12 protein-coding genes are annotated in these 12,675 nt (G+C 71.6%); 5 read left to right on the top strand and 7 right to left on the bottom strand.

What is annotated here, in order from left to right; translation table 11 throughout:
• Positions 1-93: 93 nt before the first annotated feature.
• Entirely contained in the window at positions 94-531 is a 438-nt protein-coding gene (locus AB0D85_RS50125; protein ID WP_362337645.1) for an Lrp/AsnC family transcriptional regulator, read from the top strand.
• Here AB0D85_RS50125 and AB0D85_RS50120 read toward each other — a convergent pair.
• From AB0D85_RS50120 to AB0D85_RS50110, 3 genes are read right to left on the bottom strand one after another with little or no spacing between them, the layout of a single operon-like run.
• Positions 515-1,909, bottom strand: a complete 1,395-nt coding sequence (locus AB0D85_RS50120; protein WP_362337685.1) for an aspartate ammonia-lyase — start codon at positions 1,907-1,909, stop codon at positions 515-517. The genes AB0D85_RS50125 and AB0D85_RS50120 overlap by 17 nt on opposite strands.
• 5 nt (positions 1,910-1,914) lie before the next feature.
• The gene (locus tag AB0D85_RS50115) at positions 1,915-3,330 is read right to left on the bottom strand and encodes an aldehyde dehydrogenase family protein (protein ID WP_362337642.1); all 1,416 of its coding nucleotides are present in this window, start codon (positions 3,328-3,330) and stop codon (positions 1,915-1,917) included.
• Positions 3,323-4,405, bottom strand: a complete 1,083-nt coding sequence (locus AB0D85_RS50110) for a homoserine dehydrogenase (RefSeq protein WP_362337639.1) — start codon at positions 4,403-4,405, stop codon at positions 3,323-3,325. Before AB0D85_RS50110 ends, AB0D85_RS50115 begins: the two co-directional genes overlap by 8 nt.
• A gap of 197 nt (positions 4,406-4,602) precedes the next feature.
• On the opposite strand from AB0D85_RS50110, the gene AB0D85_RS50105 reads away from it, so the two are divergent.
• Positions 4,603-5,412: an IclR family transcriptional regulator C-terminal domain-containing protein gene (locus AB0D85_RS50105; RefSeq protein WP_362337636.1), complete on the top strand. Its 810-nt coding sequence runs from the start codon at positions 4,603-4,605 to the stop codon at positions 5,410-5,412.
• Positions 5,413-5,548: 136 nt separating this feature from the next.
• On the opposite strand, the gene AB0D85_RS50100 is transcribed toward AB0D85_RS50105, so the two are convergent.
• Positions 5,549-6,034, bottom strand: coding sequence for a helix-turn-helix domain-containing protein (locus tag AB0D85_RS50100; protein WP_362337633.1), 486 nt, complete (start codon positions 6,032-6,034; stop codon positions 5,549-5,551).
• A gap of 114 nt (positions 6,035-6,148) precedes the next feature.
• Between AB0D85_RS50100 and AB0D85_RS50095 the strand changes: the two genes are divergently transcribed.
• Positions 6,149-6,688: a hypothetical protein gene (locus AB0D85_RS50095; protein ID WP_362337630.1), complete on the top strand. Its 540-nt coding sequence runs from the start codon at positions 6,149-6,151 to the stop codon at positions 6,686-6,688.
• A gap of 59 nt (positions 6,689-6,747) precedes the next feature.
• On the opposite strand, the gene AB0D85_RS50090 is transcribed toward AB0D85_RS50095, so the two are convergent.
• The 3 genes from AB0D85_RS50090 to AB0D85_RS50080 form a co-directional block, all read right to left on the bottom strand.
• Entirely contained in the window at positions 6,748-7,362 is a 615-nt protein-coding gene (locus AB0D85_RS50090; protein ID WP_362337627.1) for a TetR/AcrR family transcriptional regulator, read from the bottom strand.
• A complete protein-coding gene (locus tag AB0D85_RS50085) occupies positions 7,362-8,210 on the bottom strand; it encodes an oxidoreductase (protein ID WP_362337624.1) in 849 nt (282 codons plus the stop codon). Before AB0D85_RS50085 ends, AB0D85_RS50090 begins: the two co-directional genes overlap by 1 nt.
• A 441-nt stretch (positions 8,211-8,651) precedes the next feature.
• Complete coding sequence (locus AB0D85_RS50080) at positions 8,652-9,989, bottom strand: FAD-dependent oxidoreductase (RefSeq protein WP_362337621.1); 1,338 nt, start codon at positions 9,987-9,989, stop codon at positions 8,652-8,654.
• Positions 9,990-10,384: 395 nt separating this feature from the next.
• Between AB0D85_RS50080 and AB0D85_RS50075 the strand changes: the two genes are divergently transcribed.
• Together AB0D85_RS50075 and AB0D85_RS50070 are read left to right on the top strand one after the other, a co-directional pair.
• On the top strand, positions 10,385-11,431 hold the full coding sequence (locus AB0D85_RS50075) for a cobalamin-independent methionine synthase II family protein (RefSeq protein ID WP_362337682.1): 1,047 nt from the start codon (positions 10,385-10,387) through the stop codon (positions 11,429-11,431).
• A gap of 474 nt (positions 11,432-11,905) precedes the next feature.
• Positions 11,906-12,675 (top strand): hypothetical protein (locus AB0D85_RS50070; protein ID WP_362337618.1); only part of this gene is annotated, 770 nt, incomplete at its 3' end.

Here is a 12,675-nt window from a genome sequence, read left to right as displayed (position 1 = left end):
CCTCCGCCGCACCGCCGGCTCCGGCGGCCGTCCTGACCCGGCCGCCGGAGCTTTCGCCCGTCCGGAGACCCGTGAGGAGAAAGGCACCGCGCCATGGACGCCATCGACGAGCAGATCATCACCGAACTCACCCGCAACGCCCGGATCTCCCACGCCGAACTGGGCCAGCGGGTACGGCTGTCCCGCAACGCCGTCCGCCAGCGCGTCGAACGCCTGGAGCGGCAGGGGCACATCGGCGGCTACACGATCGTCCGCCCGTCCCACGGGCCGGACAGCACGGTGGTCGCCGCGCACGTCCTGGTCTACCGCGAGGACCGGATGCGCGGCGGAGACGTCCTCGCCGCGCTCAAACGCATCCCCGAGGTGGTCTCCTGCGATGTCCTCAGCGGTCAGTTCGACCTGCTGGTCAGCGTGGAGGCGGCCTCCCTGGAACGCGTACAGGGCATCTGGGAGCAGATGGCCCAGATGCCCGGTGTACGGGACACGGTGACGGCGCTGGCGCTGTCCCGGGTGGTCAGCCGGCCGCGGTGACGTCCGCGGCCATGAGGCGCAGCGCTGTCGTACGGTCCAGCAGCCCGCGTCGTACGACGACGTCCACCACGTCCGCCCCGGTCCGCGCCGCCTCCCGGGAGACGTCGGCGGCGGTCTCGTGGCCGATGCGCGGGGCGAGCGCCGTCACCGCGCCGACGGTTCCGGCGCCGGTGCGCGCGAGGTGCTCGCGGTTGGCGGTGATGCCCGCCACGCAGCGGGTGCGCAGCGCCGCGCAGCCGTGCGTCAGCCAGCCGATGTGCTGCAACAGCAGGTGCCCGATGAGCGGTTCGAAGGCGTTGAGCTGCAACTGCCCGTTGTCGGCGGCCATGGTGATCGCCACGTCCGCGCCCGCGGTCGCGAAGGCGATCTGGTTGACCATCTCGGGGATCACCGGGTTCACCTTGCCCGGCATCACCGACGAACCGGCTTGCAGGGCAGGCAGGTTGATCTCCGCGAGGCCCGCGTGCGGTCCGCTGGCGAGCAGCCGCAGATCGCTGCACACCTTCGACAGCTTCACCGCCGTACGCTTCAGGACCCCCGACACCAGCAGGAACACGCCCGTGTCCGAGGTGGCCTCCACCAGGTCGGCGGCAGGCGTGAGGTCGAGTCCGGTCAGTGCGCGCAGGTGTCGTACGGCCGCCTCCGCGTAGCCCGGTTCGGCGGCGATGCCGGTGCCGATCGCGGTGGCGCCGAGGCTGGTCTCGGCCAGCAGCGGCAGGGTCTCGCCGATCCGCTGGACGTCCTCGGCGAGGGTCACGCCGAAGGCCGCGAACTCCCGGCCCAGCGTCATCGGTACGGCGTCCTGCAACTGGGTGCGGCCCACCTTCACGACGTCCGCGAACTCCTCGCCCTTTGCTCTGAACTCGGCCGAGAGAAGCGTGAGTTCGGCGGCGAGTTCGGTCAGGGCGGCGCTGACGGCGATGCGCAGGGCGGTGGGGTAGGTGTCGTTCGTGGACTGACAGCGGTTGACGTCGTCCAGCGGGTCGAGGTGCTCGTAGCGACCGCGCTCGTGGCCCAGGTGCTCCAGGGCGAGGTTGGCGATCACCTCGTTCGCGTTCATGTTGGTGCTGGTGCCCGCGCCGCCCTGGATGACGTCCACCCGGAACTGGTCGTGGTGCCGGCCCTCCGCGACGGCCCGGCAGGCCGCCGCGATCGCCCGCACCTTGTGCGGTTCCAGGACCCCGATCTCGCCGTTGGCGAGCGCCGCCGCGTGCTTGACCTGCGCCAGCGCGCGCACGAGAGGGGGATGGGCGCCGACGGGAACCCCGCTGACCCGGAAGTTCTCCAGCGCCCGGGCCGTGTGCACACCCCAGTACGCCCCGGCGGGCACCGCCACGTCCCCGAGCGCGTCGGACTCGATCCGGAACCCGGTGCCCAACTCGCTCACGCCGGCTCCCTGTTGAGGCAGACCACCTTCGGCTGGGTCATCTCCTCGTAGGCGAAGCGCACGCCCTCGCGGCCCATGCTGCCGTACTTGAAGCCGCCGAACGGCATCGCGTCGAAGCGGTAGTCGGAGGAGTCGTTGACCATCACGCCACCGGCCTCCAGCAGCTCCGCCGCGGCCATCGCCCGGTCCAGCGAGCCCGTGAAGACGCCTGCGTGCAGGCTGAAGTCGATCTCGTTGGCCCGCTCGACGGCCTCCTCGAAGGAGTCCACCGGCTGGAGCACGACGACCGGCGCGAACGCCTCGTCGCGCCAGATCGCCGAGGTGCCCGGCACGTCCTCCAGCACGGTCGGCGCGTACAGCGAGCCGTCCCGCTCGTGCCCGCACAGCAGCCGTGCGCCCTCGGCGAGCGCGGCCGTGACCGTGGCCTCGGCGGCGGCCGCCGCCTGCTCGCTGATCATCGGGCCGACGTCGGTGCGCACGTCCGCCGGGTCCCCGGCCCGCAGTCGCCGGGTCCGCTCGACGAAGGCGTCCCGGAACTCCGCGTACACCTCGCGCTCGACGAGGATCCGCTGGGTGCCGATGCAGTTCTGCCCGGCCGCCCAGAACGCCCCGGAGACGCACGCCGCCACGGCCGCGTCGAGGTCGGCGTCCGCGAGCACCAGGACGGGGGCGTTGCCGCCCAGGTCCATCGCGAGTTTCTTCAGGCCCGCGGTACGGGCGATGGCCTCGCCGGTGCGGAACCCGCCGGTGAAGGACACCATCCGCACGTCCGGCGCCGCCACCACGGCCGCGCCCAGCTCGGCGCCGCCGTTGACGACGGTCACCACCTCCTCCGGCAGCCCGGCCTCGACCAGGGTGTCGACCAGCCGCAGCGCGGACAGCGGGGTGAGCAGGGACGGTTTGAGGACGACCGCGTTGCCGCCCGCGACCGCGGGGCCGAGCTTGTGCGCGACCAGGTTGAGCGGGTCGTTGTACGGCGTGACGGCCGCGATGACGCCCAGCGGCTCGCGGGTGAACCAGCCCAGCCGGCCCTCCGATCCCGCGTACGCGTCGAAGGGCACCACCTCGCCCGCGTTGCGGCGGGCCTCGGCGGCGGACAGCCGCAGGGTGTTGACCGCGCGGCCGGTCTCCTTGCGGGCCTGGACCAGGGTCTTGCCCGCCTCGGCGACGATCAGCCGGGCGAACGACTCGGCCCGCTCCTCGATCAGCCGGGCCGCGCCGTCCAGCACGGCCGCACGGGCGGCCCGGGAGAGCCGACGGGCCGTCTCCCGCCCGGTACGGGCCCGCCGCAGCACGTCGTCCACGGCGGTGGCCGGGGTGAGGCAGACGGAGCCGATGGTCTCGCCGGTGTAGGGGTTGCGCACGGGCGCCATGCCGATGCTGAGGGAGGCGCTCAGGGCGGTGTCAGCCACGACGGACCTCCTGAAGGGTCTTGTTGTCAGCGACCGTGCTCTGCTCATGGATGCCGATGACGTCCGACAGCAGGGCGTACGCCGTCTCCATGCGTCCGGCGCCGGGGCCGCCGACCGTGACGGTGCCCAGCAGGTCGGTGTGGAAGGCGACGGTGTTGACGGGCCCGGTGACCCCGGCGAGGGGGTGCCCGTCGGGCAGCGCGACCGGGGCGACCCGGGCCTCGACGGTGCCGTCCGGGCGGCGGGCGGCGGAGCCGACCAGCTTCCAGCGCAGCCCCTCGGCGGCGGCCCGGCGGACGTCCTCTGCGGCGAGGGCGGAGATCCCGGTGCAGGGCACGTCCGCGCGGGTCAGGTCGGCGCCCAGCACCTCGTTCGCGAGGATCATGACCTTCAGCTGGACGTCGTACCCCTCGACGTCGGCGGTCGGATCGGCCTCCGCGTATCCCAGGGCCTGGGCCTCGGCGACCGCGTCCGCGAAGGACAGGCCCGACTCCAGGCGGCCGAGGACGTAGTTGGAGGTGCCGTTCAGGACGCCCTCGAAGCCGGTCACGGCGAGGCCGCCGAACATCCGGCGGGCGGTGCGCAGCACGGGGGTGCCGGACATCACCGTGCCCTCGAACTCGAAGCACACGCCGTGCCGCCGGGCCAGTTCGCGCAGGGCCTGGCAGTGCAGGGCGACCGGCCCCTTGTTGGTGGTGCACACGTGCTTGCCGGCCTCGATCGCCCACCGCACGTGCGACAGCGCGGGCTCGCCGTCCGTGGGGTTGGTGAAGGTCGCCTCGGCCACGATGTCGGCGGGCACCTCGCGGATCACCCACTCGTTGCGGGGGTCCGCGCTGCCGCCGTCCATCGGGGAGAAGTCCAGTTCGCCGGGGGCGACGGCGAGCAGCGGAGCCAGGTCGATCCCCTCCCCGTCCGTGCGGACCAGCGAGCCGGCCCGCAGGTCGGTGATGGCCACCACCCGCAGCGCGAAGCCGAGTTCGGCCTCCAGCGCGTCTCCGCGGCCGGCGATCAGCTCGGCGAGCGCACGGTTCACGCCGCCGAATCCGATGAGCGCGAGGTCGTATCGGGTCATCCGGTCCTCCTTCTCCAGCGGCACCGCCCACCTGGCGGCCCGACCACGGACAGCCTCGTGCGCGGGCCGGTCAGCGAAGCCATGCCGAAACGACCGGAAGGACTGCCGATGTGCACCGGGCGCTCACCGCTCGTCCTGCGACCGGCGTCGACGACGCGGCACCGGACCGCTGATCACCGGCTCGCTATAGTGCGGAGGTGACGAAGAACGGCCCCACCCCCCGCCCGCCTGGCATGGGAACGGCCTCCTCGCTGCGCATGGCCCTCCGGATGGTCAACACGGTCCTGGACCGGGAAACCTCCGGCCGGAACGGCTTCAACGTCAGCCGGCTCGCCGACGAGGTCGACGTCGAGCGCAGCAAAGCGTCACGCACCACCCAGGACCTGTGCGACAAGGGCTTCCTGGAGCGCCTCGACGACTCGACGCTCCGCGCCGGCAGCGCCTTCTTCACCACCGCGGCGTCCCTGCACCCCGGCCTGCTGGGCCGCAGCCGCCCGCTCCTGCGCCGCCTGGCCGTCCAGCACGGTGCGGGCGCCCGGCTCTCCGTCCGCGACGGGGTCCAGGTCCGGCTGCTGCGCGCCGAGTCCGCCGCGGGTTTCGCCCAGGAGTGGCAGGGCGGGGCGAGTCTCGTCACCCCGTGCTGGTGCACGGGCGCCGGCCGGGCGCTGCTCCTCGACCACACCGCCGAGGAGATCGCCACCCTGCTAGAGGACTACGAGCTGATCGGCGTCGGCGGCCCCAACGCGGCCCACTCGGCGGGGGAGGTCGCCGCGGCCAACGACCGTGACCGTCTGCGCGGTGTCGTCGCGGCGCACGGTGAGTTCGAACACGGCGTCACCGAGTACGCGATACCCGTGCGCGACACCGCCGGACGCATCAGAGCCGCGGTGTCGGTCGTCGGCAGGCAACAGGACCTGACGGTCCACGAGCGGACGATCCACACGGACCTCACGGCCGCGGCGACAGCCCTGGCGACGTACGTCGACGGTGACAGCACACACCCCTGACACCGCCGAGCCACGTTCCAAGGACGCAGCCCTCAGCCCTGAGGCCTCACGAATCCCTCGCCTCCCTCGCCCAAGGAGCTACTGACGCGGCGTCGCAAGGTACGGCACCACCATCACCGTCCCCGACCCGCACGGGTCAGATCGGCCGGGTCCCGTCGGGGGCCGGTGGCGCGGTGGCCGGGTCGGGGAACCGGCGGGGGGCGTGGCCGGCGACGAGGAGCTGGTGCAGGCGGGCGAGGGCGCCGATGAGGGCGGCCCGCTCGTCGTCGTCCGCCGCGGCGAGGGCCGCGGCCAGGGCCCTGTTCGCGCCTGCGGCGCGGCGTTGGGCGCCTGCGGCCCGGATGCCGTCGGTGAGGTCGACGAGGGTCTTGCGGCCGTCGTCGGGATCGGCCGAGGTGGTGACCCAGCCGCGTTCGGTGAAGGACCGCACGCTGGTGGAGACCCGGCTCTGGGCCAGACCGGTACGCCGGGCGATGTCCTTGATGGGACTGCGCGCGTTCAGGTAGAGGTCCTGTAGGACGAGGAACTCGCCCGGCGCCAGGCCGAGTTCGTTGGCTCCCATGTCCTCGAGGGCGATTTCGGCGAGGCGCCGGCCGAGCTGGTACAGGTCGCTCATCTCCATACCTCCAAGATACATCTCTCTTTATGCATCCCAGCAGATCCATCTTGACAGATGAATCTGCTGGGATGCATCTTTGGAGATGTAGATGAGCGGTCACCCTTCCTGGAGGACTCCATGAGCGTCAGCGATTACCTGCTCTACACCGGCCTGTTCGTCGCGATCCTCGCCACCCAGCTCGGCACCCGCCGCCCGGACGCCAGGCGGCTGCTGTTCCCCGTCGCGGTCACCGTCGGCGTCGGCTTCAAGTACCTGCGCACCATCCCCTCCGGCAGCACCGCCCACCTGATCGAGGCCGCCGGGCTCGCGGTGGGGCTGCTGTTCGGGCTGGCCTCGGTCGCCCTGATCCACGTCCGCAAGGACCCCGCCGACTCGCGGCTCGTGACCGTGGCAGGCTGGCCGTACGCCGCACTGTGGACCCTCGCGATGGTGCTGCGCCTGGGCTTCGCCTACGGCTCCACCCACTGGTTCACCCACGCCCTGGTGACCTTCTCGATCCAGCACCGCGTGCCCGGCACCGCCTACGGCACCGCGTTCGTCCTCATGGTGCTCGCCATGATCACGGTACGGACCGCAGGAGTCCTGGTCCGCGCTCGCGCCCTGGGTGCCGCCGTGGACCTCGGCTCCCTGCGCATCGCCCGCCGCCCCGCCCACTGAACGGCATGCCCCGGAGTCACGGGGTGCGGTCCCGCGCCTCACTGTCCGCACCGGATGCGTCAGCCGGTCAGGCCCGCACTGATCAGCCAGATGTGTTCGCAGGTGGCAGACGCCCTCTGCAACTCCTCACGGGAGTCCTGCGAGGCATGGTAGAAAGTCCGCTCGATCATCCAGCACAGGGCGCGTGCCATCGCCGACGCCTGCTCCGGTTCGGTGCCGGCCTCGACGCCGGCCCGTTCCAGGACGGCGGTGATGGCGGTGATGAACAGGTCGGCCGTGTGGCTCCACAGCTCGCCGATCTCCGGCACGGTCAACGACAGGTCGATCGCCGTACGCATGACCAGCCCGTGCTCGTTCCACAGCTCGACCGTGCGCCGCATGGCGGCCGCGACGGCCTGGCGTGGCTCGTCGGTCACCGCGGTGGCCCGGGACCGCTCCCAGAGGTGCTCGACGGTCCGGGCCACGAGGGCCGTGACCACTTCCTGCTTGGAGCCGAAGTAGAAGTACAGGGCGGCACGGGTGATGCCGGCACCCTGTGCGATGTCGCCCACGGTCATGGCGTCATAGCCCTGTTGCGCCAGCAGGGCTTCGCAGGTGTCGAGGATGGCCCGCTCCCGGACGTCACCCTTGCGTTCGGTGGTGCGCCGGCTCCGCGCGGGGTGTCGGGCGGACATCAGAGCTGAGCGCCCTCGGCGAAGTCGGTGGTGCGGGAGAGCGTCTCCCACGCGCGGATGTCCTCGTCCACGGCCGTGCGTGCGGCGGTGACCAGTCGCAGCGCGTCCGAGCCAAGGAGCAGGTGGGCCGGCGGCCGCTCGACCGACGCGATGTGTACGACGGCGTCCGCGGCCTTGGCCGGGTTGCCCAGCTGGTTCCCGCTGGCCTTCTGCCGCGCTTCCCGGATGGGGGTGAACAGCTCGTCGTAGTCGTCGACGGACCGCTCGGCGCGTGTCATGGACCGTCCGGCCCAGTCGGTGCGGAAGGACCCGGGCTCGATCGCCGTCACATGGATCCCGAACTGCCGGACCTCCTTGCCCAGCGCTTCGAGGATGCCCTCCAGGGCGAACTTGCTGCCGCAGTAGGCGGACATGCCGGGCACGGCCATCAGCCCGCCCATGGAGGTGACGGCCATCAGGTGCCCGCGGCGGCGCCGGCGCATATGGGGCAGGGCCGCCTGCAGCGTGGCCACCGCACCGAACACGTTGACCTCGAACTGCCGCCGCACGGCGGCCAGCGGCGTCTCCTCGAAGGTGCCCTCCAGGCCGTAGCCCGCGTTGGCGACGACGACGTCCAGGGGGCCGACGCTCCGCTCCACCTCCGCGACCACACGCGAGACGGCGGCGTCGTCGGTCACATCCAGGATGCGGCCGTGCGCGTACCCGGGTTCGAGCCCTTCGAAGGCCCGCAGGTCCCCCTCGGAGCGGACCGTGCCGACGACGGTGTGCCCGGCAGCCAGGGCGGCTTGGGCGAAGGCCCGCCCAAGGCCCGTGCTGACGCCGGTGATGAGCCACTTCTGCTGCTGCACCGCTCCTCCAGAAAGGTCTCGGGAGGGAGTAGGACCGCCCCCTCACCCACAAAGTCTACACCGCGTCGATTTTCACCAACGTCACGTCGATTCCGTCGCCGACACCGAGCAGGTCACGGACACCGGGCGGTCAGCCCATGAAAGGTTTCGGCAAACTGTCCTGCGAGGTCGTGTGGGGCCGCCCACTGAAGTCCGGGTGGCGTGATGACGGGCATGGCTGACCTCCCGCGGTCGGCGTGGGGAGAGGGGCGGAGCGAACTGCGTTCTTCCGCCAGGCCCTGCATCCCCTGCCGTCCGGGGACCGACTCACCGACCGAGCGCGACACACGCCCGTTCGAACACATTCGGGCTTATGTGAAGAAATTATCCAAAGTTCGTTCTCTGGTCCGATCCGATGCCCGGCACCCCCCAACGCCACCGGCCGACCGGCCTCCGGCGCCGTCAGCAGAGCCCGAAGGGCGGGGTGAGATACGCCGGGCGGTCCGCCCCTGACGTCCGGGGCAAGGGGGCGGCGACCGGTTCGAAGACCTCCCGCGGCAGGGGGAAGTCCCATTCCCCGCCCAGGACGAGGGTCGCGGCGAGGCGTCCGATCTCGTCGGAGCCGCGGGCACCGTGGCCGTTCCCGCCGACGGCCACGAAGAGCCCGTCGTGCCCGTCGTGCCCGCCTGGGCCGAGCGGGCCGAGCGGGCCGATGTACGGATGGCGGGTCGGCGTCTTGTCGACGACGCAGCAGGCCGGGCGTACGGAGACGGGCTCCAGCGCGGGGATCAGCGTACGCATCATGGCGGTGAGGAACCGTGCCTGCTCGGCGGTGATCGTCCCGCCGGTGCACCAGGCGAGCGTCTCCTCGGCGGTCCGCAGTTCGCGGACGAGGGGCTGCATGCCGGGGCCGAGCCGGACGTACCACTTGCCGTCGGGGTATCGGACGGGCGGCAGAAGGTAGACCGACAGGTTGTCGTTGCCGCGGTCCTCGGGGTCGACGACCACGACGGTGGGCAGGGCCCGCAGCCGTTCCCGCTCCCCCGCGGCGACCTCGAAGAGCAGGTTGGGCTCGGTGTAGGCGTGCAGATCGAGCCGGGACCCGACGGGCAGGGCACCGCTCTGGCCGACGAGGGCTCCGGCCGCGACGAGGACCCGCTCCGCCCGTGCCCGGACGGCCACGCCGTCCGCCGTTGTCCCCCGCAGCAGCCAACGCCCGTGTGGGGACAGATCCTTCCGTACGGCCGCCACCTGGCCGGTCAGCAGTCGCGCCCCGGCCGCAGAGGCCAGTCGCAACTGCGCCTGTACCAGGAGCCGCGGATTCAGGTACCCGGCGCCGTGCCGCTCCAGGAGGCCGTCGACCCCGCCGGCCACCGGAGGCAGGGCCAGGTCGGGGAACTCCCGGCCCAGGGCGGTGCCGGAGAGTTCCTCCACCCCGACACCCGCCGCGCCGGAGAGCCGCAGCATCTCGGCCGTCCGGTCTCGTACCCCCTTGCCCATCAGGGCCAGGGCACCGCACTCGGTGAGAAAGCCGATCCCGGACTCGGCCTCCAGCGCGCGCATGCGGTCGGCCGAGCGGGTGTCCAGCGTGCCCCAGACCCGGTCCCACCCCAGACGTCGTACGATCCGCGCCTCGTCGTGATGGGCGCCGAAAGCGGCGAGCGAGGCCGGGGCGCCGTCCCGCGGTGGCTGTCCGGGACCGATCACCAGGACGTCGGCGCCGCTCCGGGCGAGGTACTTGGCCGCCGCCGCGCCGAACATGCCGGCTCCGACGACCACCACTTCCGCGTGCAGCACCACGGCTCTCTCCAGGTAAGGGCGCGGCACCGCGTCACCGCGTCAGGGGACGAGGACGGCGCGGCGCCGGACGGTGCCGGGCATGGCCTTCCCGTCAGGAGGAAGCCGAGGGCGGTGCGCCTCCGGGCCGGGAGCGACACCGAGATCCAAGCGCAAACACACGTTCATATCCGTGCTTCGCGTTCGGGTGTCGGGAGGGGTCACCCACTCGGAGTGACCGTGTACGCCGATCGCGTCGGCCGAGGAAGGCCCGAACAGGACGTCGCGGAACAGGGCCCGGGGCGCCAATCGCCGCCTCCCCTCCACCCCGACGGGTGGCACCGGCACCGAGCGAGTCCCTTTCAGCCGGTTTGTTGCGGTTCTGCTTCTAGGCTGCGGGCGTGATCCCTTCCGAGCCCATGGGCAGCATCCCCCGTTCCCCCGAACTGCTGAGCGCGATGGCCGAATTCGAGAGCGGCCGGCTGGACGCCGCGGCACTCACGGCAGCTCAGGACAAGGCCGTCAAGGAGACCGTCGAGACCCTGGAGTCGCTCGGGTCGCCGGTGGTGACCGACGGCGAGCAGACCAAGCCCAGCTTCCTCACCTATCCCCTCGCCGGACTGGACAACCTGGCCGAGGGCGGGGTCGTCATCCCCTACGCCGACGGCCACCAGCGCCAACTGCCGCTCCTGACCGCCGGTCCCCTGCGCTACAAGACCAACGCCGCCCAGTACCTGCGGGCGGCCCGGCAGTACACGACGCTCCCCGTGAAGCAGGCGGTCGTCGCGCCGTCCGCGCTGAGCCTGCTCTACCCGCCGGACGGGATCAAGGGCTACCCGCGCGAGCAGTTCCTCGACGACCTGGCGGCCGAGGCCGAGGCCGAGATCCGCGGTTGCCTGGACGCCGGTGCGCACGTCGTGCAGCTGGACTTCACCGAAGGCCGGCTGTCCCTGAAGCTCGACCCCAGCGGCGGACTCCTGCGGGACTTCGTCGCCCTGAACAACCGCGTACTGGAGCGGTTCACCGAGGCCGAGCGCGCCCGCATCGGCATCCACACCGACCCCGGCGCGGACCAGGACTCCACCCACAGCCTGGACGTCGACTACGCCGAACTGATCCCCGCCCTGTTCCAGACCAAGGTGGGCACCTACTACCTCCAACTGGCGAGCGAGCCGGACCAGGACCGTGTCCTGCGCATCATCGCCGACCAACTGCGGCCCGGAGTCCGGGTGTTCGTCGGAGTCACCGACCCCGTCGACCCACGGATCGAAACGGCCGAAGAGGTCCGCGACCGCGTCCTCCGGGCCGCCCGCCACATCCCCGTCGACCAGCTCGGCACCTGCGACGACAGCGGGTTCGCCCCGTTCGCCGACGACCGGTCCACCTCCCGCGAGACCGCGTTCGCCAAGATCAAGGCCCGCCTCGACGGTACGGCACAGGCCGGAGAACTCCTCGGGGCGATCTGAGACCGGGGCGTCCGGCGGCCTCGGGACCCGGAAGATCAGGGGACCGAGGCACCGCACTCGAAGGGACACCCGACGAACCGGCACGACAACGGTTTCCTGCTCCTGGTCCGGGTCGCTGTCGGTCCCGGTCGTCGGTTTCGGTCACCCGCCGTACCAGGTCCGCCCAGGTCGCCTGCAGTCGCTGCGCTGCTGGCCAGTGGATACATGCGTCAGTACGACGCCTCGGTGCGGGCCGGTGTAGCTATTTCTGGCGACAGGCAGGGCAGTGACTCTTTTTCCTGACCTGCCATCCGATTTGACTCAGTCGATGCGCGAGATCAGTATCGAATTTGAGTCGCTACGTCGACCGTGCAAGTTTTCGGGGCCCTGGGCGCGTGTTTCTTCCGCGCGATGCCTCATTCAACTGGGTCGACGGTCCCGTATCCGGGCCCGAATCTCTCGGTTTGGCCCCACTCCGCAACTGGAGGGAAGTCGATGAGAAAAGCAATTCTCGCAGCCGCCATTGCGGCGGTGGTGTCCGCAGGATCGGCCGTCGGCATTGTTCCGGCCTCTCTGGCTTCCGCCGCTCCGGCCGCCGCCCCAGGGGCGATATGCAGCCTGCAAGGCGATGTGGTGAGCGGCAGCGGCTTCACTCCGAGCCAGTCGTACGACCTCACTCGTAACGGCTCATCAGTCTCTCGCACGTCCGCGGACACAAAGGGCGGGATTCAGGCCAGCATCAGCGGTGGCGGCCCGATCTCTGTCGGCTCCGTCCAGTGTGCGGGCGGGGCCGGGAGCGCAGGGAGCGCAGGGGGCGCAGCGGGTAAGGCCGGCGCGGCAGCGGCCACCGCCAAGGGGACCGCGGCGGCGCAGCAGGCGGCGCGCAACGGGGCTTCGCAGTCGCAGGCCGCCGCGATCGGCCGCCAGACAGCTCAAGCCGAAGCACAGAGGCTCGGGCTGCCGCCCTCCGTGGTGAATCAGGTGACGAACAACGTCAACAGCAACGTCAACAACACCATCAACGGCGGCACGGGGAATGTCATCGGCGGCACGCAGATCGGCGGCCAGGGCAACACCCAGGGCGGAACCACTAGCACGACCACCGGCAACACCTCAACCGGAACCAGTGGCGGCACCACCACCAACAACCCCCCAACCGGAACCGGTAGCGGCACCACCACCAACAACCCCCCAACCGGAACCGGTAGCGGCACCACCACCAACAACCCCCCAGCCGGAACCGGTAGCGGCACCACCACCAACCG

The organism is Streptomyces sp. NPDC048277, from assembly GCF_040652235.1.
In the GTDB taxonomy this organism is placed as follows: Bacteria; Actinomycetota; Actinomycetes; order Streptomycetales; family Streptomycetaceae; genus Streptomyces.
The sequence above is the reverse complement of the archived record's forward strand: the minus strand, read 5'-3'. Positions and strand labels throughout refer to the sequence as shown.

What these genes read in the sequence shown, in the direction of transcription:
- AB0D85_RS50125 (WP_362337645.1), top strand. Translation starts at nt 94, where the DNA reads ATGGACGCCATCGACGAGCAGATCATCACCGAACTCACCCGCAACGCC.
- AB0D85_RS50110 (WP_362337639.1), bottom strand. Translation starts at nt 4,405, where the DNA reads ATGACCCGATACGACCTCGCGCTCATCGGATTCGGCGGCGTGAACCGT.
- AB0D85_RS50100 (WP_362337633.1), bottom strand. Translation starts at nt 6,034, where the DNA reads ATGGAGATGAGCGACCTGTACCAGCTCGGCCGGCGCCTCGCCGAAATC.
- AB0D85_RS50095 (WP_362337630.1), top strand. Translation starts at nt 6,149, where the DNA reads ATGAGCGTCAGCGATTACCTGCTCTACACCGGCCTGTTCGTCGCGATC.
- AB0D85_RS50090 (WP_362337627.1), bottom strand. Translation starts at nt 7,362, where the DNA reads ATGTCCGCCCGACACCCCGCGCGGAGCCGGCGCACCACCGAACGCAAG.
- AB0D85_RS50075 (WP_362337682.1), top strand. Translation starts at nt 10,385, where the DNA reads ATGGGCAGCATCCCCCGTTCCCCCGAACTGCTGAGCGCGATGGCCGAA.